Below are 19,749 nucleotides of genomic sequence, written 5' to 3'. Positions count from 1 at the left end.
CGCTAGTCCTCGAGATCTTTCAGCTTTTTTTCAAACCCCTGCAACACATCCGCTTTCGACGTTATACCCATTTCCTGTTGCAGTAACGTCTCTACGCCACCGGCATGCCTTTTCGGCACGATAACATATTCCAAATCCATCGCCGCCAATATCCGTAGCAGAGTGCTCATCCTAATATCACTGCCGGATTCAACACGCTGATATTGCTGCTGCGTCATACCAATCTTCATCAAAAAGTCTTTTTGACTCCAGCCCAACTCGGTGCGCTTTTCTTTCAGAATCCTTGATATATCTGATAATTGTCGCATCCCTCACCTCAAAACAACGAATTAATTGTATTTCTCATCTATAAACAACAAATTAGTTGTAATGCTGGTTAAAAACAACCTATTTATTGTATATGTCACAAAAAACAATCAATTGGTTGTAAATAGGGAGGGGAACAATAAATAAGTTATTTACGGCTCAGCCCAGCGGCAGCGCCATCACGATCGCATCCTCACGCCCGCCGGCGGCAGGGTAATAGTTGCGGCGCACCGTGACTTCATTGAAGCCCAGATCGTTATACAGCGCCAGCGCGCTGCGGTTCGAGGCGCGCACCTCCAGCCACAGCGTAACCACGCCGCGCGTTTCCAGCTCGGCGATCAGCGCACTCAGCAGCGCGCGGCCGTAACCACGGCGCTGCTGCTGCGGATCGATGGCGATATTGAACAGCGTCGCCTCATCCAGCACGATCTGGGTAATGGCAAAGCCGGCCATCTGACCGTCGGCGTCCAGTTTCAGGTTGAGGTAGCGTTCGCCCTGGTTGCTTGCAAAGGTGGCCTGCGTCCAGGGAAAGGCGTGGCTGGCCTGTTCAATCTTGAAGGCGGTGGCCAGGTCGGCCGCCGTCAGGGTGGAAATGTTGTTCATGATGACAAATCTGCTGCCAGAGTGCGCGTTTCGCACCCGCATCGAGAGAAAGCTCGGCCAGCGCCGGGCTGTATAGCTGCGCGCCGGCCACCGCAAGCGGCTCCGTGACGCCCAGCCGCCAACTGTTGCATTCCGTGTCTTCCGGCAGCATCGCCGCCTGTTCCGGCGTCAGACCATAGGTTTGCGCCGGCGTCAGCCCCAGGCTGCGCAGCACGTCGCAAAACAGCGCATCATCCGGCGCGGGCAACGCCGCAGCCACCACCAACAGGCGCGTTTCCGCCGGCAGACCGATCGCCACTTCGCCCTGCAACACGGCCGGGCGGCGCAATGTCCACTGCGTAATACCCAGTTGTTGTAACAGCCAGTCGCGTTGAGATGCCATGCCGATTCCTGTCAGGAGCTACCGTAAGCGCGTTATGCTAACAAACCCACGCGGCCAACGCACCTGCAGCTTGCAGCATGACGGGTAAATTCAAGTTGCGGGAAGGCGGCAAGGGAAGGAATCCCGATGAGCTGACTCTGGTCAGTGATTCGGGTGACTGAGCGCAGCCAACGCATCTGCAGCTCGAAGTATGACGGGTAACGGGTATAAATTCATCGAACATCGCTGCACAACGCTCTATAATCCCCCGCTTAATCTTGAGGAGCCGAAACCTGATGTCTGCATTAACCCCCGCCAGCGAAGTGATGCTGCGCCACAGTGATGAATTTACCGAACGCCGCGTACTGTTTGCCGGCGATCTGCAAGATAGCCTGCCCGCCCAGTTCGAGGCCGCAGACGTACGGGTGCATACCCAGCAATATCATCATTGGCAGTTATTAAACCGGGCGATGGGCGACAATGTGCAGTTCGGCCTGACGGTCGACGCCGGGTTCGTGGCCGACTGCGATACGCTGGTTTATTACTGGCCGAAGAGCAAACAGGAAGCGCAGTTCCAGCTGTGCAATCTGCTGGCGCTGCTGCCGGTGGGCGCAGAAGTGTTTGTGGTCGGTGAAAACCGCAGCGGCGTGCGCAGCGCGGAGCAAACCGTCGCCGATCACGTGCAGCTGGTTAAAATCGACAGCGCGCGCCGCTGTGGTCTGTACCACGGCCGTATCGACAGCCGGCCGGCCTTTAACCTCGACGACTGGTGGCAGAGCTACGCGCTGCACGATCTGGAAGTGAAAACGCTGCCGGGCGTATTCAGCCGCGACGGTCTGGACGTCGGCAGTTCGCTGCTGCTGTCCACGCTGGAACCGCATATGAAAGGCAAGGTGCTGGATATCGGCTGCGGCGCCGGCGTACTCGCCAGCGTGATGTCGAAGATGTCACCGAAGGTGAAACTGACGCTGAGCGACGTCAACGCGGCGGCGGTCGCCGCCAGCCGGGCGACGCTGGCGGCCAACGGCATCGAGGGCGAGGTGCTGGTCAGCAACGTCTACTCCGATATCAGCGGCCGTTTCGATATGATCATCTCCAACCCGCCGTTCCACGACGGGCTGGCCACCAGCCTCACCGCGGCGGAAACGCTAATCCGCGGCGCGGTGAAGCACCTGCCGATCGGCGGTAAGCTGCGCATTGTCGCCAACGCCTTCCTGCCGTATCCGGACATTCTCGACGCCGTCTTCGGCAGCCACGAAGTGCTGGCGCAAAACGGCCGCTTCAAGGTGTATCAGGCTACCGTCGGTCGTCCGCCGCGCGCGCCGAAGAAGAAATAAGTCTTCAACCGATATCCCTGACGCCACGGCGTCAGGGATAACACGCATCAACGGTTAACGTAGCCCATTGATTCCTGCCCGTAACGCGCCCCGGCCGCTGCCTGCTGCGGGAATACCGCCTCAATCGCCGCCAGCTCCTGCGCGCTCAGCGCCAGCGACGCTGCCGCCACGTTCTCCTCCAGATAGCGCCGGCGTTTGGTGCCCGGAATCGGCACAATATGTTCGCCCTGCGCCATCACCCAGGCTAATGCCAGCTGCGACGGCGTGACGCCTTTAGCCTGCGCCAGTTCACTAACCTTCTCCACCAGCGCCAGGTTACGGGCGAAATTATCCCCCTGAAAACGCGGGTTGCTGCGGCGGAAATCATCTTCGGCCAGATCGTCTGGCCGCTGGATAGCGCCGGTCAGGAAGCCGCGTCCCAGCGGGCTGTAGGCAACAAAGCCGATGCCCAGCCGCTCGCAGGCCGCCAGTTGTCCCTGCAGCTCCACATCGCGCGTCCACAACGAGTATTCGCTCTGCAGCGCGGTAATCGGATGCACCTGATGCGCCCGCTCCAGCGTCGCCGCCGAGGCTTCGCTCAGGCCGATATGGCGGATCTTGCCCTGTTTAATCAGATCCGCCAGCGTGCCGACCACTTCTTCGATCGGCACCTCAGGATCCACCCTGTGTTGGTAGTAAAGATCGATCGTCTCCACCCCCAGCCGCTGCAGGCTGCCTTCCACCGCACGACGGATATACTCCGGCCGGCTGCAGACGCCGCGCGCCTGCGGATCCGCCGGGTCGCGCACAATGCCGAACTTGGTGGCCAGAAATACCTGCTCCCGCTTACCTTTGATCGCCTTGCCCACCAGCTGTTCATTGGTGTGCGGCCCGTACATATCGGCGGTGTCCAGCAGGGTTACCCCCAGTTCCAGCGCCCGGTGCAGCGTGGCGATGGCCTCTTTTTCATCATAAGCGGTGGAGTAGAAATCGCTCATGCCCATGCAGCCTAACCCCAGAGCGGAAACGCTCGGGCCGTTGGAACCTAGTGTGCGCTGTTTCATCGTGTCTGCCTCGCGGTTGAATGTTTCGCCACTGAGTTTGGTTGTTAGCGCTGGGAAGATAAATCATGCATATTGTTCATCACTGTTCAAAAATCGCTAACAATCGCGGACGGGGATCGAAATGGATCAGATTCAGGCCATGCGTGTTTTCACCCGTATCGTCGAGCTGGGCAGCTTCAGCCGCACGGCGGAACGCCTGCAGCTGCCGCGCGCCACGGTCAGCAACGTGTTAAAGCGGCTGGAGCAGCAGCTTGGCGTACGCCTGCTGATCCGCACCACCCGCCAGGTGCAGGTCACCCATGAAGGCACGCTGTATTACCAGCGCTGCATCCAACTGCTCGGCGCGCTGGAAGAAGCCAACACGCTGTTCCGCCAGCAAAAGCTGCAGCCGTCCGGCCGGGTGCGCATCGATATGCCGCATTCGCTGGCACGCGAAGTGGTGATCCCGGCGCTGGAGGATTTCTACCGGCGCTACCCCGATATCACGCTGGCGCTGGGAGCCAACGACACGCAGGTCAATCTGCTGCGCGACGGCGTCGACTGCGTGCTGCGCGCCTGGAGCAGCGAGGACGACACGCTGGTGGCGCGCAGCATTGCGCAACTGCCGCAGATCACCTGCGCCTCACCGGACTATCTGCAGCGCTTCGGCACGCCGCGCTCGCCGGACGATCTGACCGGCCATCAGGCGGTAGGCTACTTCTCGCTCAGCAACAATCAGGACTACCCGCTGGAATTCTGCCGAGGCGGCCAGGTGGAACTGCGTACGCTGCCCGCACGGCTGAGCGTCAGCGGCGCCGACGCCTACGCCAGCGCCTGTCTGACCGGCCTGGGGCTGATCCAGGCGCCGCGCTACTCGCTGGCTCCGCGTCTGAAGCGCGGCGAACTGGTGGAAGTGCTGGCCGATACCCCGCCGCCGCCGATGCCGCTGCACATTATGTATCCGCCCGGCCGCTTTCTGGCGCCGCGCGTGCGGGTGCTGATTGACTGGCTGATCGAACTGTTTGCCGGGCGTCCGCTGCATGAGAAATAAGCGAATGGCGGCCAGATGAAAGAAATATGACGCTTTTTACAGCGATCGCCCCAAAACACCGAAATAACTATTGACGTGTTCGCCAAAATCTCTAGAATTCGGCCCCGTGGTGACATTGCTGAAATCAATGTTTATGGTATGCGAAGGTGGCGGAATTGGTAGACGCGCTAGCTTCAGGTGTTAGTGTCCTTACGGACGTGAGGGTTCAAGTCCCTCTCTTCGCACCAAATAACCACAAGATTTATATTGCACAGCATCTGTGCGAAGGTGGCGGAATTGGTAGACGCGCTAGCTTCAGGTGTTAGTGTTCTTACGGACGTGAGGGTTCAAGTCCCTCTCTTCGCACCACGCTGGTGATATAAATCAAAATCAAGCAGTAACATCGACTGTGCGAAGGTGGCGGAATTGGTAGACGCGCTAGCTTCAGGTGTTAGTGTCCTTACGGACGTGAGGGTTCAAGTCCCTCTCTTCGCACCAATTGATGTCCTTTCTCATTGTTTCCCCGAATAAAAAACACCAAAAAGCAACCAACACGCCCAGGCGTGGTTTTGTCATATCTGCGATTTGCCGTGCGCCGGCTTACGGCGTCAGATCGAAATGCAGACTGATGGCGGCCAGCCCGCCGGCCAGCGCCATGCAGGAAGGCAGCAGCAGATAGTGGCGCCAGCGGCTGTTGAACAGCATCACCAACGTCGCCAGCATGGCGATAACGATCAGGCTGCGCAGCTGCATCATGTCCAGGTTGACCATAGCCAACAGCGGCAACAGGGCGCAGGGCAGCAGCACGCCCCAGGCGCTGGATAAACGCTCCCCCAAACACCAGGTCACACTCCACAACCCACATGCGGTAATCATGGCGGCAATCATGACGGCTCACCCTCAAGTGATAATGATAACCAATATCATATAACACTTCTTTTCACCCTGCACCTCTTTCGCGAGCGCCGGGTGAAACGCGGATGACAACCCGGTGAAAAAGTGATAATTTGACTTAAGAATAATCCTATTATAATAATTTTTTAATAATAACGTCAGGAAATTATACCGCCGATATTCCTTATTATCGATCGGGATATATACCCTAAATAATTCGAGTTGCAGGAAGGCGGGAAGGAATCCCGATGAGCTTAATCAGGTAAGTGATTCGGGTGACTGAACGCAGCCAACACACCTGCAGCTTGAAGTATGACGGATATAATGACCTACTGCTCAATGTCGACTGCACGGACACACTAATAATGAATGCACGTTCTTATCAGGAACTGCTAAATAGCAAGCATCGGTTAGCGATATTACTGTTCTTGCTGATGAATATAGCCTCTTCCCTTTTCACCTTATTAATGCCGTTGAGAAATACCCCAGCCATCACCCCGCCGCTGTTCGGTATCCCCTTGTTTTGTCTGGCGGCGCTATTATTTACCTTACGCTCGCCGGGGAATTATATAAAACGGCTGGAGTATTTTTCCGGCGTATTAGGTCTGCTGTGGGCCGGACATATTTATATGAAAAGCCAATATCTGCTGCCGAATGTACAAAACTATCTGATTATTAGCCTGTTCAGCATCTTTTTTATCAGCGCGATTACCCTGACCGACAACGTCATCGCCTTCTGCCTGCACGCCGTGCCCTCCGCGCTGATTATCCTGCTGCTCGACAACCAGCATAATACCCTGCGCATCCTGTTTATCAGCGTGCTGCCGATTATCGCCTTTTCCATCCACCATCTGATGCTGAAACGCAGCGAATCCTTCACCTATGCGCTGGTCGCCCGCCTGTATGAAGAGCGTGACAAACTCAGCAACCTCAGCATGCTCGACCCGCTGACCGGCCTGTATAACCGGCGCGGGCTGGAAAACAAGCTGACGCTGCTGACCACGCCGCAAAGCGGCCTGCACTTTGTACTGCTGCTGGATATCGACCGTTTCAAAGCCTATAACGACCACTATGGCCATACCATGGGCGATCAGGCGCTGGTGAAGGTCGCCTGCGCCATCCGCGATGCGGTACGCTCGCGCGATATCGTGGTGCGCTACGGCGGCGAAGAATTTCTGGTACTGCTGACCAACGTCAGTAAAGAATACGCCGCCCAGCAGGCAGAACAGATCCGCCTGCGGGTGCAGGCGCTGGCGATCCCGCACGGTTTCAATCAGCTGGCCGCCACCTACGTTACCCTCAGCGCCGGCATTTCACCGCTGGAGCAACTGGACGTGGACTCGGCCATCCGCGCCGCCGACAGCGCGCTGTACCAGGCGAAAAACAACGGTCGCAACAGCGTACGACTGGCGACGGCGCGCCCGTAAGTCAGGCGCGGCGCTGGCGCAGGCCGTACGCCAGCACCACGACAAAGCACAGCAGCGGCAGCCCGTAGGCCAGCGCGGTGCTGTAACGGTCGGCAATGGTGCCCATGAAGTACGGCATCACCGCACCGCCGACGATAGCCATAATCATAAACGAGCTGGCGCGCTTGGTATGTTGCCCCATATTTTTCACCCCGAGGGCGAAAATGGTCGGGAACATAATCGACATAAAGAAGAACACCGCAATCAGCGCCACCACGGACACGCCGTCGATGCTCAGCATCACCACGCCGCACAGCACGATATTAATCAGCGCATAAACCATCAGCAGCGTGGCGGGCTTCACCCGCCCCATCAGCCAGGTGCTGAAGAAGCGGCCGAGCATAAAACAGATCATGGCGACCGACAGCAGATAAGATGCCCGCTGGTTAGAGACATCCGCCCAGTGTTCGGTGGCGTAGTTGATAAAGAACGCGCCGACGCCGACCTGAGCCGCCACATAGAAAAACTGCGCGATCACGCCGCCGGTAAAGTGACGCTGCCGCCACAATCCCTGCGCCGCCGCACCGTGCGCTGCGGGCGCCTCTTCACGAATATCCGGCAGCCGGGTGCGGCGGAACAGCAGGGCGATCGCCAGCACCAGCACGGCAATCACCACGTAGGTCATTTTTACCGTCCCCTGATCGCCGCCGCCGTCGTTGTGCATCGCCGAGAAAAACAGCGTGCCGCCGATCATCGGCCCGATAAACTGACCGAGACCGTTGAAAGACTGCGCCAGATTCAGCCGCCGCTCCGCGCCGCCGGCATCACCCAATACCGTGGCGTAAGGATTGGCCGCCGTTTCCAAACAGCCCAGCCCGCAGGCGATAACAAACAGTGCGAATAAAAATAGCGCGAAACTATTGGCCGAGGCGGCCGGCACAAATAACAACGCGCCGACGGCATATAAACATAATCCGACTAATATTCCCGCCTTGTAACCGTGTTTATCCATAAAATAGCCGGCGGGCAGCGCCACCAGAAAATAAGCGCCGAAATAGGCCGCCTGCAATAATCCCGACTGCGCTTTGGTCACGTGCAGCGTTTCCTGAAAATGCTTATTCAGCACGTCCAATAATCCGTAAGACAATCCCCACATGAAAAACAGGCTGGTCACCAGAATAAAAGCCCAGCGCAAATTGCTACGTGCGCTGGCGCCCGTCTGCGCAGGCGCAGCGGTTTTATCAGCAAGCATAATCGTATCCCCGTTGTGTTAAATGACCCGCCGCAGCAACCACGCGCGGCGCGGCCGATTCATTGTTCGGTTAATGAGAAGATTTGCTCCATCACCACCCATTTTTCGCCCGGCGGCGTCCAGGGCGTTGCAACCTGATATTTCCACATCAACGCTTCCCAGCGCTGAACATCGGGGTTAAGCCGGCTGTCGCGCTCAAAACGTCCGGCGTCGAACGCGGCGCTGACCTCGACGACCATAAACAGCCGGGTGCCGAGGCGATAAATCTCCATCTCCAGAATGCCGTGGTCGCGCAAATGCCCGGCAATCTGCGGCCAGATACGCTGATGATGACGCTGATACTCGGCAATCAGCGCCGGTGAGTCGACCAGGTCGAGCGCCTGACAGAAGCGCCGCCGCTGCGCTGCGCCGCTCATGTAATCGCCCGGTCAAGGTGCAGATAGCCGCCGTCCACCGACAGCCACTGCCCGGTGGTGTGGGACGAACGGCCGGAGAGCAGGAATACCACGGTATCGGCGATTTCCTGCGGCGTGGTCATCCGCTGTCCCAGCGGGATGTGGGCGCTGATCTTCGCCAGCTGCCGCTGCGGCTGGTCGAAGGTGTCTATCCAGCGCTGATACTGCGGCGTCATCACCTCCGCCGGCACCACCGCATTGACGCGCACCTTGCTCTCCCGCAGCGACACCGCCCACTCGCGCGTCAGCGCCAGCACCGCGCCTTTGGCGGCGGTATAACCGCTGGTGCCGCCCTGCCCGCTCAGTGCGGTCTTCGAAGCGATATTGACGATCGCCCCCTGGCTGTCCTGCAGCGCCGCCTGGCAAAGATGCGCCATCTGGTAATAGTGCAGCAGGTTTTTCTCCAGCGAGCCGAGGAACGCCGCGCGCCCGGCCTCCAGCCCCACGCCGTCATTCACGCCGGCGTTATTCACCAGCCCGTCCAGCCGGCCATAGCGTTCAAGCACCTGCGCCACCGCCTGCTGGCAGTCGCTCTCCCGGCACAGATCGGCCATCACCACGCTGCTGCGCGGCTGCAGCGCCGTCAGCCGGGCGAGAAACGCCTCATCCGGCGCTGCGTTGGTGACGATAGCCGGCACCGCGCCCTCCTGCGCCAGCGTCAGCGAAATCGCCGCGCCGATGCCGGAGCCGCCGCCGGTGACAATCACCACCTTATCTTCAAGATACAGATCCATCGTCAGACTCCGTTAAACCGTAAACCCGGCAGGCGCTGCCGCCCCAGATCGCCGCCTGCTGCGACGGACTCAGGGCGGCCAGCGCCTGCTCACACAGCCGGTAAACCTGCGGGTAGTCGCCCGCCAGCAGGCATACCGGCCAGTCGGAACCGAACATCAGCCGCTGCGGGCCGAATGCCGCCAGCGCCTCTTCGAAAAACGGCAGCAGCTGCGCCGCCTGCCAGCGGCCGCCCGGCGCTTCGGTAATCAGCCCGGACAGCTTGCACGCCACGTGCGGCATCGCCGCCAGCGGCGCGATCTGCCGCGCCCAGTGCCGCGCGCCGGCGGCAATATCCGGCTTGCCCAGATGGTCCAGCACCAGCCAGTGGTCATCATGGCGGGCGGCAAAGCGCACCGCATCGGCCAGGTGGCGGTGCGTCACCAGCAGGTCATAGGCATAGCCCTGCCGCTGCAGCAGACGCATGCCCTGATTCACCGCCGGCCGTTCCAGCCAGCCGGCCGGGTCCGCCTCGTCCTGCACCAGATGACGTACGCCGCGCAGCAGCGGATGCCGCCGTTCCAGCCGCTGCGCCAGGTGCGGCGAGGCAATATCCAGCCAGCCGACCACGCCGCACATCCCACCAAGCTGCGGCGCCTGCGTCAGCAGCCATGCGGTTTCCTGCTCGCTGTGCCGCGCCTGCACCACCAGCGCACCGTCCAGCCGGTGCTGCTGTAGCCACGGCCGCAGCTGCGCCGGGCCGTAGTCGCGTTGCAGCACCGCCATGTCGTCGTCAATCCACGGATAGTCGGCGGGCAGGTAGCGCCAGTAATGCTGATGGGCGTCGATGCGTAACATCTTGGCCGCCCCTAACCGCGAAAGCGGAACCGTTCGATCGAGGCCGACTTCATCTCGATCGAATAGCCCGGCGCGCGCGGCGGCATATAGGCCGCGCCGCGAATCTCGCACGGCGTGACAAAGTGCTGATGCAGATGATCGACATATTCAATGACCCGCCCCTCATGGCTGCCGGCGATGCACAGATAGTCAATCATCGACAGGTGCTGCACGTACTCGCACAGGCCGACGCCGCCGGCGTGCGGGCAGACCGGCAGCCGGTACTTCGCCGCCATCAGCATCACCGCCAGCACCTCGTTCACCCCGCCCAGGCGGCAGGCGTCAATCTGCACCACGTCCAGCGCGCCGCGCATAATGAACTGTTTGAACAGAATACGGTTCTGACACATCTCGCCGCCGGCCACCTTCACCGGCCGCACGCCCTCGCGGATGCGCCGGTGCCCCTCCACATCGTCCGGGCTGGTCGGCTCCTCAATAAACCAGGGGTTGGCGAACGCCAGCTGATTGACCCAGGCGATCGCCTCTTCCACTTCCCACACCTGATTGGCGTCGATCATCAGCTGACGATCCGGGCCGATCGTTTCACGGGCAATGCGCACCCGGCGAATATCATCCTGCAGATCGCGCCCGACCTTCAGCTTGATATGGGAGAAACCGGCGTCCACCGCCTGCTGGCACAGCCGCCGCAGTTTGTCGTCCGGGTAGCCCAGCCAGCCGGCCGAGGTGGTGTAGCAGGGGTAGCCGTTCTGCAGCAGATTTTCCCGCCGCTGCGCCTGGCCTTCCGCCCGTTCGCGCAGCAGCACCAGCGCCTCCTGCGGCGTGATGCAGTCGGTGATGTAACGAAAGTCGATGCAGCGCACCAGCTCTTCCGGCGTCATATCCGCCACCAGCTGCCACAGCGGCTTGCCCTCCGCCTTGGCCCACAGATCCCAGACGGCGTTGACCACCGCCCCGGTCGCCAGGTGGATCGCCCCTTTGTCCGGCCCGATCCAGCGCAGCTGACTGTCGCCGGTAAACTGACGCCAGAACGTCCCCATATCGGCGGTGATATCCGCCAGCCGCCGACCGACGATCTGCGGCTCCAGCGCACGGATCGCCGCGCAGCAGATCTCATTGCCGCGGCCGATGGTAAACGTCAGCCCGTGGCCGCTCAGATCCGGCCGATCGGTGTCCAGAATCACATAGGCCGCCGAATAATCCGGATCGGGATTCATCGCATCGGAACCGTCCAACTGCTGCGAGGTCGGGAAGCGGATATCCTCCACCCGCAGCGCGGTAATCGTCGTCATGGCATACTCCCGTCAGGCCTGTACCGTGGTTTGTCGCTGCTCGCCCAGCCCGTCGATCCCCAGCCGCATCGTCTGGCCGGCGCGCAGGTAAACCGGCTGCGGCCGCTGCCCCATGCCAACGCCCGGCGGCGTGCCGGTGGAGATCACGTCTCCCGGCTGCAGGCTCATAAAACGGCTCAGGTAGCTGATGATATGCGCGACGGAAAAAATCATGGTGCGGGTGCTGCCGTCCTGATAGCGCCGGCCGTCCACCTCCAGCCACAGCCTGAGGTTCTGCGGATCCGGCACCTCGTCGGCGGTCACCAGCCACGGGCCGGTCGGGCCGAAAGTGTCGCAGCCTTTGCCTTTGTCCCAGGTGCCGCCGCGCTCAATCTGGAATTCGCGTTCGGACACGTCGTTAATCACGCAGTAACCGGCGACGTGGCGCAGCGCATCCTGCTCGGCGATATAGCGCCCGCCCTGGCCGATCACCACCCCCAGTTCCACTTCCCAGTCGGTTTTCTGCGAGCCGCGCGGGATCTCCACGTCGTCGTTCGGCCCGACCACCGCGCTGGTCCATTTGCTGAACACCACCGGCTCTTCGGGAATCGTCGCGCCGGTTTCCGCCGCGTGATCGGCGTAATTCAGGCCGATACAGATAAATTTACCGATGCCGCCGACGCAGGCGCCGAGACGCGGCTGCCCCTCTACCCGCGGCAGACTGGCGATATCCAGCTGCCGCAGCCGATCGATGCTGTCCGGCAGCAGCGCCGCGCCGCCAACGTCGGCGATATGCTGAGAAAGATCGCGAATGTCTCCGTGTTCATCCAACACGCCCGGACGTTCCTGCCCCACGGCGCCATAACGTAACAGTTTCATACAGTCCCCAATGTCAGAGAGAAATCACGCGCCACAGCGGCGCGCAACGGATCAGTTGCTCCAGCCGCCGTCAATAATCTGCACGGTGCCGGTGGTATAGGCGCTGGCATCAGAGGCCAGATACAGCGCCAACTGGGCAATTTCGTCGGTTTTACCGATGCGCCCGATCGGCTGGCGCGCCACAAACGCCTGGTACACTTCGTCTTCGCCGCGCCCCTGCTCGCGCGCCTGCTCGGCAATGCGCTGACGCAGCGACGGTGACTCCACCGTGCCGGGACAGATGGCGTTGCAGCGGATGCCGTCGGCGACGTAGTCCGCCGCCACCGACCGCGTAAGGCCAATCACCGCCGCCTTGGTGGCGCCATAGGCAAAGCGGTTCGGCACGCCTTTCACGCTGGAGGCCACCGACGACATATTGATAATCGTCCCCCGGCGCTGCGCCAGCATCGCCGGCAGAAACGCGCGGATGGTGTGGAACATGGCGCTGACGTTCAGGTCGAGGGCGAAGCGCCACTGCTGCTCGCTGCACTGCAAAATCGTGCCGCTGTGCACCACCCCGGCGCAGTTAAACAGCACGTCGACCGTGCCCAGCGTTTCCGCCGCCGCCGCAATCGCCGCGGTGTCGGTCACGTCCAGCCGCAGCGGAGTAATGCCCGCCAGCCCCTGCAGCGCATCGGTATTGATATCGCTGGCAATCACCTCCGCCCCCGCCGCGGCGAACAGTTTGGCGGTACTGAGGCCGATGCCCTGCCCGGCGGCGGTAATCAGCGCACGTTTCCCGGTGAGATCCATAGCAACTCCTTGGCTTAAAGGTCTAATGGTCAGGCCACTAAAGGCGGTTAAAGGTCAGGCCTTTACCATGACAAAAGACGCTTTACGCGTTATCGTTTGGTGAGAAAGTAAATATACCCGTCATACTTCAAGCTGCAGGTGTGTTGGCTGCGTTCAGTCACCCGGATCACTGACCGGTGTAAGCTCATCGGGGATTCCTTCCCTGGCCGCCTTCCTGCGACTCGAATTATTTAGGGTATAACAACGTTTTAAAACAACATTTCAATTAACTAATTTTTTACACCTGATTAACCAACACTCAAGCGAATTGAGCAATATTTGTGCGCTGAATCACTTAATGCCAACGTGCCGAAGGTTGAACATGCCGATTACCCGACTGGAAAATCCAAGAATTTACAGACAGATAGCCGACCAGCTGAAGCGTCTGATCGAAAACAATGAGTTTCCCCCCGGCAGCCGCCTGCCTTCCGAACGCGATTTGGCGCAGCAGCTGCAGGTCAGCCGCGCTTCGGTGCGCGAAGCGCTGATCGCGCTGGAGGTGATCGGTCTGGTGGATGTGAAGGTGGGCAACGGCGTGATCGTCAAAGCGCCGTCGGCGACGCTGACGTCGCAGGAACCGGTAATGCAGCAGGCCGGCCGCGATCAGTGGGCCGATGTCGACGACGAACTGAATATCTCGCTGGATTTCAACGCCGAGCTGCCGCCCTTTTCGCTGCTGCAGACCCGCCTGCTGATTGAGCCGGAAACCGCCGCGCTGGCTGCCCGACACGCCAGCGACGAAGAGCTGGCGGGCATCCGCGCCGCCTACCAGCAGAACTGCCGCGACAACCGCGCCGGTTCCGCCACCCATCCCGGCGACCGGCTGTTCCATATCCGCATCGCCCAGGCCAGCGGCAACCCGGCCTACGCCTTTATCATCGCCCACCTGCTCGGCCACCGTTACGGCAGCATGTTCCGGGTGTTGCAGCGCCACTATACGCCGGAGGATATGCCGCACCGCTCCGAGCAGGAGCACCAGGCGATACTGACCGCCATTGAGGCGCGCGACGTTCGCGGCGCGCGCAGGGCGATGAAGACCCATCTGGACCAGGTGATCGCGATTTTTGCACGGGCACAGTAAGCCGTAGCGGACACAGCGCAAACTTTACGCATCTGCGCGCATTTTCCCCATGCGGCGAGGGCGCGGGCGCATTACACTAAAGCCTGTTCCGTCAGGCCGCCAGGCGCTGATTTCGCTCTTGATGCTGTATTTTGAAATGGATATGGACCGTTGAAGACTATTTTCTCTGCCGTTTTAGTAACCCTCGGCCTGGGCAGCCTGTCGCTGTCGGCGCAGGCCGAGACGCCGCGGCTGACGTCGCAGATCGTCGACCAGTACGCCGAGCATATTTTCTACAACAGCGGCGCCACCGGCATGGCGCTGGTGGCGATCGACGGCAATCAGGTGGTCAACCGCAGCTTCGGTGACACCCGCCCGGGCAACAACCAGCGTCCGCGTCCGGACTCATTGATCCGCATCGCCTCCATCACCAAGCTGATGACCAGCGAGGTGATGGTGAAGCTGGCGGCGGAAGGCAGGCTCAAGCTGACCGACCCGCTGCGCAAATATTCCCCGTCCGGCGCCTACGTGCCCGGCTATAATTCACGCCAGCCGATTACGCTGCTGAATCTGGCGACCCATACCAGCGGCCTGCCGCGCGAGCAGCCGGGCAAAAAACCGCCGAAGACGCCGGTGTTCACCTGGCCGACCAAGGCGCAGCGCTGGCAGTGGCTGGCCCATGCGCACATCACCGTGCCGCCGGGGGTGCATGCCTCCTACTCCAACCTGGCTTACGATCTGCTGGCCGACGCGCTGTCGCGGGCGGCGGGCAAACCCTACACCAGGCTGCTGCGTGAGAAGATCACCGGGCCGCTCGGCATGGTCGACACCACGCTGACGCCGAGCGCCGAGCAGTGCTCGCGCCTGATGGTGGCCTCCGTCGGCCCCAGCGCCTGCGGCAATACCGTGGCGGCGGCCGGCAGCGGCGGCATTTACTCTACGCCGCGCGATATCCAGCGCTGGATGCAGCAGTTCCTCGATTCGCAGGCCAGCCCGCGCAAAACCACCGCCGCCCGCGAGCAGACCATGTACTTCCAGCGCCGTGAACTGGTGTCGCTGAAAGGGATGGACGTCCCCGGCGATGCGGATGCGTTAGGCCTCGGCTGGATCTATATGGCGCCGAAAGACGGCCTGCCGGGCATTATTCAGAAAACCGGCGGCGGCGGCGGCTTTATCACCTATATGGCGATGTCGCCGCAGAATAATATCGGCGTGTTTGTGGTGGTGACCCGTTCGGATCTGACCCGCTTCACCAATATGAGCGACCCGGTCAACCGGCTGGTGGCCGATCTGGTGGCCAACAAGGGCTGATGGCATCGGGCGCAGGAACCTGCGCCCAGTTAGCTGCTCCGCCGCCAGGCGTGGTTGCGTTCTTCAAACACCAGTTTATCCATCGAGTTGGCAACGCCCGCCTGCGCCAGCATCCGCAAGCAGGCGCCAACCCGGCTGCTTTCGTTGACGGATTCCAGATACAGCATGCGCAACATCACGTCTGTCATACGCGGTAAGCTGCTCTGCGCCTTTTCCCAGCGGGCGACCGTTTGCACATCGACCCCCAGCAGTTCCGCCAGCGCCTTCTGCGACATATTCATTTCCACCCGCAAGAAGCGGATTTCATCCGCCTGCAACGGGCGCTCGCACGCCACCAGCGCCCGGGCAATGGAGCGATGCAACCCCGCGACGTCCTCAATGCTGATGTAGATTTCACCCTCGATCTCTGACTGATGAACGCCATTCGCCAGCCAAATCGTATTCAAACCGCTTTCGATATAGTGATACACCGTTGTTTCCTCGCTAATGGATCATCACCGTCACCACCAAGGCGGCGGGATCGCTTACCACCCGTTTCAACACCACGACTACCTCTATCCGCTCGCCGGCAGCCACGCCGAGCATATTCAGCTTCCAGTCGCCCGCCGGCGTCAGATGGGGCAGCTCGGTAAAGCGGCTGTGGCGGCTGCTGAGTACCGCCAGAATTTGCCGCAGCGATATCCGCCGCTCCGCCATCCTCTGCCATCCTCTGCCGGGCATGGGCGCTTAACAGAATACGCTCGGTATGCGATGTCGCCAGCTGCTGCAACAGCCTTTTGGCCGCCGCCGGACGCAGAGGAAATTCGCTGATGTTGTCAGGGGGTATAAAATCCATTTTATCACCTGTCAATTTGATAGCTATCATTTTGACAGGTTAATCAGGCGTGGACAAGCGTGTTACACGATTAACGCGGAGAGAAAAGCCAGAGGGCGGAGCACGCTCCGCCCTCTGCAGGCATCGGCGCAGGATAAGTTTATGCCAGCGCCGCCATCTGGTGCATCACCGGGTGGAAGTTGCGTTTAAAGTAGATCAGGCCGTGACCGCCGTCGCTGAGCGCAATCTGCTTGATCTCCACCAGATACACCTGATGGGTGCCGACGCTCTGCACCTGAGTGATCTCCCCTTCCAGGCTCGCCAGCGTGTGGCGCAGCATCGGCTGACCGAGCGCGCCGGTCTGCCACTCTTCCAGCCGGAAGCGGTCTTCCATGCAGACGTCGGTCATGCCGGCAAAGTGGCGCGCCATCATCTCCTGCTCATGGTTCAGCACGTTGACGCACAGCCGGCCGTTTTCCTGAAATACCGGGTTCATCGCGCTGTTGCGGTTGATACACACCATCAGCGACGGCGGCGTATCGGTCACCGAACAGACCGCGGTGGCGGTAATGCCGCAGCGCCCCGCCGGGCCGTTAGTGGTGACGATATTCACCGCCGCCGACAGGCTGGCCATCGCATCGCGAAAGCGCAGCCGGTGTTCATTTTCCTGAGACATAGCAACCTCCTCCAAAAATCATTTCAGCAAGTTATTCAGCTGATTAATATCATCATTGTTATGCAGGTGCGGCACCGTCCAGCCGTTCTGATCGTAGTCGGACAGACATTTGTCGACCATCTGCATCATCTGATCCATGGTGCCGGATCCCTGTGCGTGGCGCAGGCACTGCAGGCGGATCTCATCCTGGCTGCCGGCATAGTTGATCTCATACAGCTCGTGGCGGCCGCCGAATTCGCTGCCGATCGCATCCCACATCAGCTTCAGGATCTTGATGCGTTCCACATGATCCATGCCGTTGGATCCGCGCACGTACTGCGCCAGGTACTTGTCGATCGCCGGGTTGTTCATATCACGCACGCTGGACGGCAGGTAAATCAGGCCGCTGGTCACGTTCTTTTCGATAATATGCTTCACCTTGGTGTAGGCCATCGGCGCCATCACGCGGTAAGTCTGCAGCGCGGCGGAATCCGGCAGATAGGCGCCGTTCTCCCACTGGGTGGCTTCGGCGCACATCGCGTCGCTCAGCGACCAGAACAGGTTGCGCCAGGCCACCACTTCTCCCAGATCGGCCTGTACGCCGCGAAACTCCAACACGCCGGTGCAGCCCAGGCTCTTTTGCAACAGCGCGGTGATAAAGTCCATCTTCACCGCCAGACGCACGCAGGCCTGCAGCGGGAACAGACGGGCAAACCCGCCCTGGGTGCTCCAGCGGCGACAGCGGTCGAAATCGCGGTAAATCAGTACGTTCTCCCACGGGATCAGCACATGGTCCATCACCAGAATAGCATCGTTTTCGTCAAAGCGACTGGAGAGCGGGTAATCGAACGGCGATCCGGTGGCGCCGGCGGCCAGCTCATACGAGGCGCGGGAAATCAGCTTCACCCCTTCGGCGTCCATCGGCGCGACGAACATCAGCGCGAAGTCCGGGTTATCGCCCATCACCTGCGCCGAACCGAAGCCGATAAAGTTGTAGTGGGTCAGCGCCGAGTTGGTGGCAACCACCTTGGCGCCGCTGACGATGATACCGGCGTCGGTCTCTTTCTCTACCTTGATAAACACGTCTTTCACCTCGTTGACCGGCTTATGACGGTCGATCGGCGGGTTGACGATGGCGTGGTTGAAGTACAGGCCGGTTTCCTGAATCCGCTGATACCAGTTGCGGGCATTGTCGGCGAACTGGCCGTAAAACTCGGGATAGGCCCCCAGCGCACAGCCGAACGCCGCCTTATAGTCCGGGGTGCGTCCCATCCAGCCGTAGCTCTGACGCGACCAGTCGGCGATGGCGTCGCGCTGCTGGCGCATCTCTTCCGGGCTGCGGGCATAGCGGAAAAACTTATGGGTATAGCCGCCGTTGCCGGTGTCGGTGCCCCAGCACAGGCGGTCATGGCTGGCCGGATCGTGCAGCGCGTCATACAGCTGGCCGACGGACGCGGCGGCGTTGCGGAACGCCGGATGGGTGGTGATATCCTTGACCCGCTCGCCGTAAATATAAATTTCACGGCCATCCTGCAGGCTTTTCAGGTATTCAGCGCCGGTGAACGGGCGTTTATTGTCAGCGCGGAAGTCTTCTGGTTTCATCGGGTGCCCCTCGTAATCGGTATTTTCACGGCCGCAGCGCGGCATATTGTTAAAATAATGTTTTCTTTTGGTTGCTTAATTGAAGACCCCAACGCCGGTTTCGAGAAGAGACTTTTGCGGCAATCGTCGGTACTTTTCAGAGGGGAGCGCCGCTTTCGCGGCAAACTGTGATCCAGGCGGTATTCCGCCGTTATGACAGGGCGTGTTGCGCGGCGCGATAGCGGCTCGGCGAGCAACCTTCCAGCCGGTTGAAAAAGCGGGCGAAGTAGGCCGGGTCCTTGAATCCCAGGCTGTAGGCGGTCTCATGCACCGTGCAGGCGCTGAACAGCAGCAGGCGCTTGGCCTCGCGCAGCAGCCGGTCGAAAATCAGCCGTTTCGGCGAGCGGTTGGCGAAGCGCCGGCACAGATCATTGAGCCGCGATTCGGTCACCCCCAGCGCCTGGGCATATTCCGGCACCGGCAGATGCTCGCGGAAGCGTTCGTCCACCATCTTGTTGAAACGCTGGAACAACTTCAGCTCGCCGCGCACGCCGGTGGCCGCCGAATCCTCCAGCGCGGTATTGCGCAGCAGCAGGGTGAACACCGCCTGCGCCAGCAGCGTCAGCGTTTGTTCGCGCCCCGCCAGCCCGGCGGAAAACTCGCGGCGGATCAGCGCCCAGTAGTGGCTGAGCGCCGCCAGCTCCTGCGGCGCGCTCGCCAGCGACATGCAGATGCCGGGCATATCCAGCGCCAGATTGCTGCCGGGGTACAGCCGCTCCAGCAGCGGCCAGATCAGCTCCTGACGCACCGTCAGCACGTGGCCGTCGCTGTCCGGCTCGGTGAAAAAGGCGTGGGGCACCGACGGCGGCGTCAGGATAAACAGCGGCGCCTGCACCGAATAGTGCTGGTCGTCCAGCTGCAGCTCGATCTTGCCGGTCTCCAGAAAGTGCAGCTGAAAAAAGCAGTCATGCCAGTGCACCTGCATATCGCGGCCGAAAAACGCCGCCAGCCCGGCAAAGGTTTCATAATGCACATCGTCCGCGGCGTAACGCGCATCGTACTCTTTACAGATATCGATGTTGGCGATAAAGCCGGTACTTTTCTGCACGTCCTTC

At 60.7% G+C, this 19,749-nt stretch carries 22 protein-coding genes and 3 tRNA genes; 8 read left to right on the top strand and 17 right to left on the bottom strand.

The features are described from left to right. Positions 1–2 precede the first annotated feature (2 nt). The 3 genes from TAN611_RS03280 to TAN611_RS03270 form a co-directional block, all read right to left on the bottom strand. The gene (locus TAN611_RS03280) at positions 3–308 is read right to left on the bottom strand and encodes a helix-turn-helix domain-containing protein (protein WP_203067292.1); all 306 of its coding nucleotides are present in this window, start codon (positions 306–308) and stop codon (positions 3–5) included. Positions 309–465: 157 nt separating this feature from the next. Then, complete coding sequence (gene rimI, locus TAN611_RS03275) at positions 466–909, bottom strand: ribosomal protein S18-alanine N-acetyltransferase (RefSeq protein WP_105229675.1); 444 nt, start codon at positions 907–909, stop codon at positions 466–468. Further along, a complete protein-coding gene (locus TAN611_RS03270; protein ID WP_105229674.1) occupies positions 854–1,291 on the bottom strand; it encodes a DNA polymerase III subunit psi in 438 nt (145 codons plus the stop codon). Before TAN611_RS03270 ends, rimI begins: the two co-directional genes overlap by 56 nt. A 275-nt stretch (positions 1,292–1,566) precedes the next feature. On the opposite strand from TAN611_RS03270, the gene rsmC reads away from it, so the two are divergent. Next, positions 1,567–2,607, top strand: coding sequence for a 16S rRNA (guanine(1207)-N(2))-methyltransferase RsmC (rsmC, locus tag TAN611_RS03265; RefSeq protein WP_105229672.1), 1,041 nt, complete (start codon positions 1,567–1,569; stop codon positions 2,605–2,607). Between the two features lie 47 nt (positions 2,608–2,654). Here rsmC and TAN611_RS03260 read toward each other — a convergent pair whose 3' ends face one another. Continuing rightward, a complete protein-coding gene (locus tag TAN611_RS03260; RefSeq protein WP_105229671.1) occupies positions 2,655–3,650 on the bottom strand; it encodes an aldo/keto reductase in 996 nt (331 codons plus the stop codon). A 121-nt stretch (positions 3,651–3,771) separates the two neighbouring features. Between TAN611_RS03260 and TAN611_RS03255 the strand changes: the two genes are divergently transcribed. From TAN611_RS03255 to TAN611_RS03240, 4 genes are all read left to right on the top strand, one after another. After that, positions 3,772–4,680 carry a LysR family transcriptional regulator gene (locus tag TAN611_RS03255; protein ID WP_203067291.1) on the top strand — a complete coding sequence of 303 codons (909 nt, stop codon included), beginning with the start codon at positions 3,772–3,774 and terminating at the stop codon, positions 4,678–4,680. Positions 4,681–4,820: 140 nt separating this feature from the next. After that, positions 4,821–4,907: transfer RNA gene (locus tag TAN611_RS03250), tRNA-Leu, on the top strand. Positions 4,908–4,941: 34 nt separating this feature from the next. Next, positions 4,942–5,028, top strand: a tRNA-Leu gene (locus TAN611_RS03245). Between the two features lie 42 nt (positions 5,029–5,070). Then, positions 5,071–5,157: transfer RNA gene (locus TAN611_RS03240), tRNA-Leu, on the top strand. A 102-nt stretch (positions 5,158–5,259) separates the two neighbouring features. Here the strand turns inward: TAN611_RS03240 and TAN611_RS03235 are convergent. Continuing rightward, entirely contained in the window at positions 5,260–5,547 is a 288-nt protein-coding gene (locus TAN611_RS03235; RefSeq protein WP_187043658.1) for a DUF1435 family protein, read from the bottom strand. 371 nt (positions 5,548–5,918) lie between these two features. On the opposite strand from TAN611_RS03235, the gene TAN611_RS03230 reads away from it, so the two are divergent. Further along, positions 5,919–6,980 (top strand): diguanylate cyclase, encoded by a 1,062-nt coding sequence (locus TAN611_RS03230; protein ID WP_105229668.1) that lies wholly within the window; start codon positions 5,919–5,921, stop codon positions 6,978–6,980. A 1-nt stretch (position 6,981) separates the two neighbouring features. Here the strand turns inward: TAN611_RS03230 and TAN611_RS03225 are convergent, their stop codons facing one another. From TAN611_RS03225 to TAN611_RS03195, 7 genes are read right to left on the bottom strand one after another with little or no spacing between them, the layout of a single operon-like run. Next, positions 6,982–8,211 carry a sugar MFS transporter gene (locus TAN611_RS03225; protein ID WP_105229667.1) on the bottom strand — a complete coding sequence of 410 codons (1,230 nt, stop codon included), beginning with the start codon at positions 8,209–8,211 and terminating at the stop codon, positions 6,982–6,984. Positions 8,212–8,270: 59 nt separating this feature from the next. Beyond that, on the bottom strand, positions 8,271–8,627 hold the full coding sequence (locus tag TAN611_RS03220; protein WP_105229666.1) for an L-rhamnose mutarotase: 357 nt from the start codon (positions 8,625–8,627) through the stop codon (positions 8,271–8,273). Next, positions 8,624–9,400 (bottom strand): SDR family oxidoreductase, encoded by a 777-nt coding sequence (locus TAN611_RS03215; RefSeq protein WP_111737764.1) that lies wholly within the window; start codon positions 9,398–9,400, stop codon positions 8,624–8,626. The genes TAN611_RS03220 and TAN611_RS03215 overlap by 4 nt, the downstream gene beginning before the upstream one ends. Continuing rightward, positions 9,384–10,235, bottom strand: coding sequence for an amidohydrolase (locus TAN611_RS03210; RefSeq protein WP_203067290.1), 852 nt, complete (start codon positions 10,233–10,235; stop codon positions 9,384–9,386). Before TAN611_RS03210 ends, TAN611_RS03215 begins: the two co-directional genes overlap by 17 nt. Before the next feature lie 11 nt (positions 10,236–10,246). Then, complete coding sequence (locus tag TAN611_RS03205; RefSeq protein WP_197951237.1) at positions 10,247–11,524, bottom strand: L-fuconate dehydratase; 1,278 nt, start codon at positions 11,522–11,524, stop codon at positions 10,247–10,249. A gap of 12 nt (positions 11,525–11,536) precedes the next feature. Next, complete coding sequence (locus tag TAN611_RS03200) at positions 11,537–12,382, bottom strand: fumarylacetoacetate hydrolase family protein (RefSeq protein WP_105229662.1); 846 nt, start codon at positions 12,380–12,382, stop codon at positions 11,537–11,539. 51 nt (positions 12,383–12,433) lie between these two features. Next, positions 12,434–13,174: an SDR family oxidoreductase gene (locus TAN611_RS03195; RefSeq protein ID WP_105229661.1), complete on the bottom strand. Its 741-nt coding sequence runs from the start codon at positions 13,172–13,174 to the stop codon at positions 12,434–12,436. A gap of 361 nt (positions 13,175–13,535) precedes the next feature. On the opposite strand from TAN611_RS03195, the gene TAN611_RS03190 reads away from it, so the two are divergent. Both TAN611_RS03190 and ampH read left to right on the top strand, forming a co-directional pair. Continuing rightward, complete coding sequence (locus TAN611_RS03190; protein WP_203067289.1) at positions 13,536–14,294, top strand: FadR/GntR family transcriptional regulator; 759 nt, start codon at positions 13,536–13,538, stop codon at positions 14,292–14,294. 150 nt (positions 14,295–14,444) lie between these two features. Further along, complete coding sequence (gene ampH / locus TAN611_RS03185) at positions 14,445–15,584, top strand: D-alanyl-D-alanine-carboxypeptidase/endopeptidase AmpH (RefSeq protein ID WP_105229659.1); 1,140 nt, start codon at positions 14,445–14,447, stop codon at positions 15,582–15,584. 29 nt (positions 15,585–15,613) lie between these two features. On the opposite strand, the gene TAN611_RS03180 is transcribed toward ampH, so the two are convergent. From TAN611_RS03180 to hpaA, 5 genes are all read right to left on the bottom strand, one after another. Then, complete coding sequence (locus TAN611_RS03180) at positions 15,614–16,054, bottom strand: helix-turn-helix domain-containing protein (protein WP_105229658.1); 441 nt, start codon at positions 16,052–16,054, stop codon at positions 15,614–15,616. A gap of 13 nt (positions 16,055–16,067) precedes the next feature. Next, positions 16,068–16,280, bottom strand: coding sequence for a hypothetical protein (locus TAN611_RS23450; protein WP_238404503.1), 213 nt, complete (start codon positions 16,278–16,280; stop codon positions 16,068–16,070). A gap of 278 nt (positions 16,281–16,558) precedes the next feature. Next, positions 16,559–17,074, bottom strand: a complete 516-nt coding sequence (hpaC, locus tag TAN611_RS03170; protein WP_105229656.1) for a 4-hydroxyphenylacetate 3-monooxygenase, reductase component — start codon at positions 17,072–17,074, stop codon at positions 16,559–16,561. Positions 17,075–17,092: 18 nt separating this feature from the next. Continuing rightward, positions 17,093–18,655 carry a 4-hydroxyphenylacetate 3-monooxygenase, oxygenase component gene (gene hpaB, locus TAN611_RS03165; RefSeq protein ID WP_111738115.1) on the bottom strand — a complete coding sequence of 521 codons (1,563 nt, stop codon included), beginning with the start codon at positions 18,653–18,655 and terminating at the stop codon, positions 17,093–17,095. 190 nt (positions 18,656–18,845) lie between these two features. Continuing rightward, the gene (gene hpaA / locus TAN611_RS03160) at positions 18,846–19,742 is read right to left on the bottom strand and encodes a 4-hydroxyphenylacetate catabolism regulatory protein HpaA (protein WP_105229655.1); all 897 of its coding nucleotides are present in this window, start codon (positions 19,740–19,742) and stop codon (positions 18,846–18,848) included. Positions 19,743–19,749: the final 7 nt, after the last annotated feature.

Origin of the sequence: Serratia sp. Tan611 (assembly GCF_905188235.1) — a bacterium.
GTDB classification, from domain to species: Bacteria; Pseudomonadota; Gammaproteobacteria; order Enterobacterales; family Enterobacteriaceae; genus Serratia_B; species Serratia_B rhizosphaerae.
This window is presented reverse-complemented; position numbering and strand designations above follow the sequence as displayed.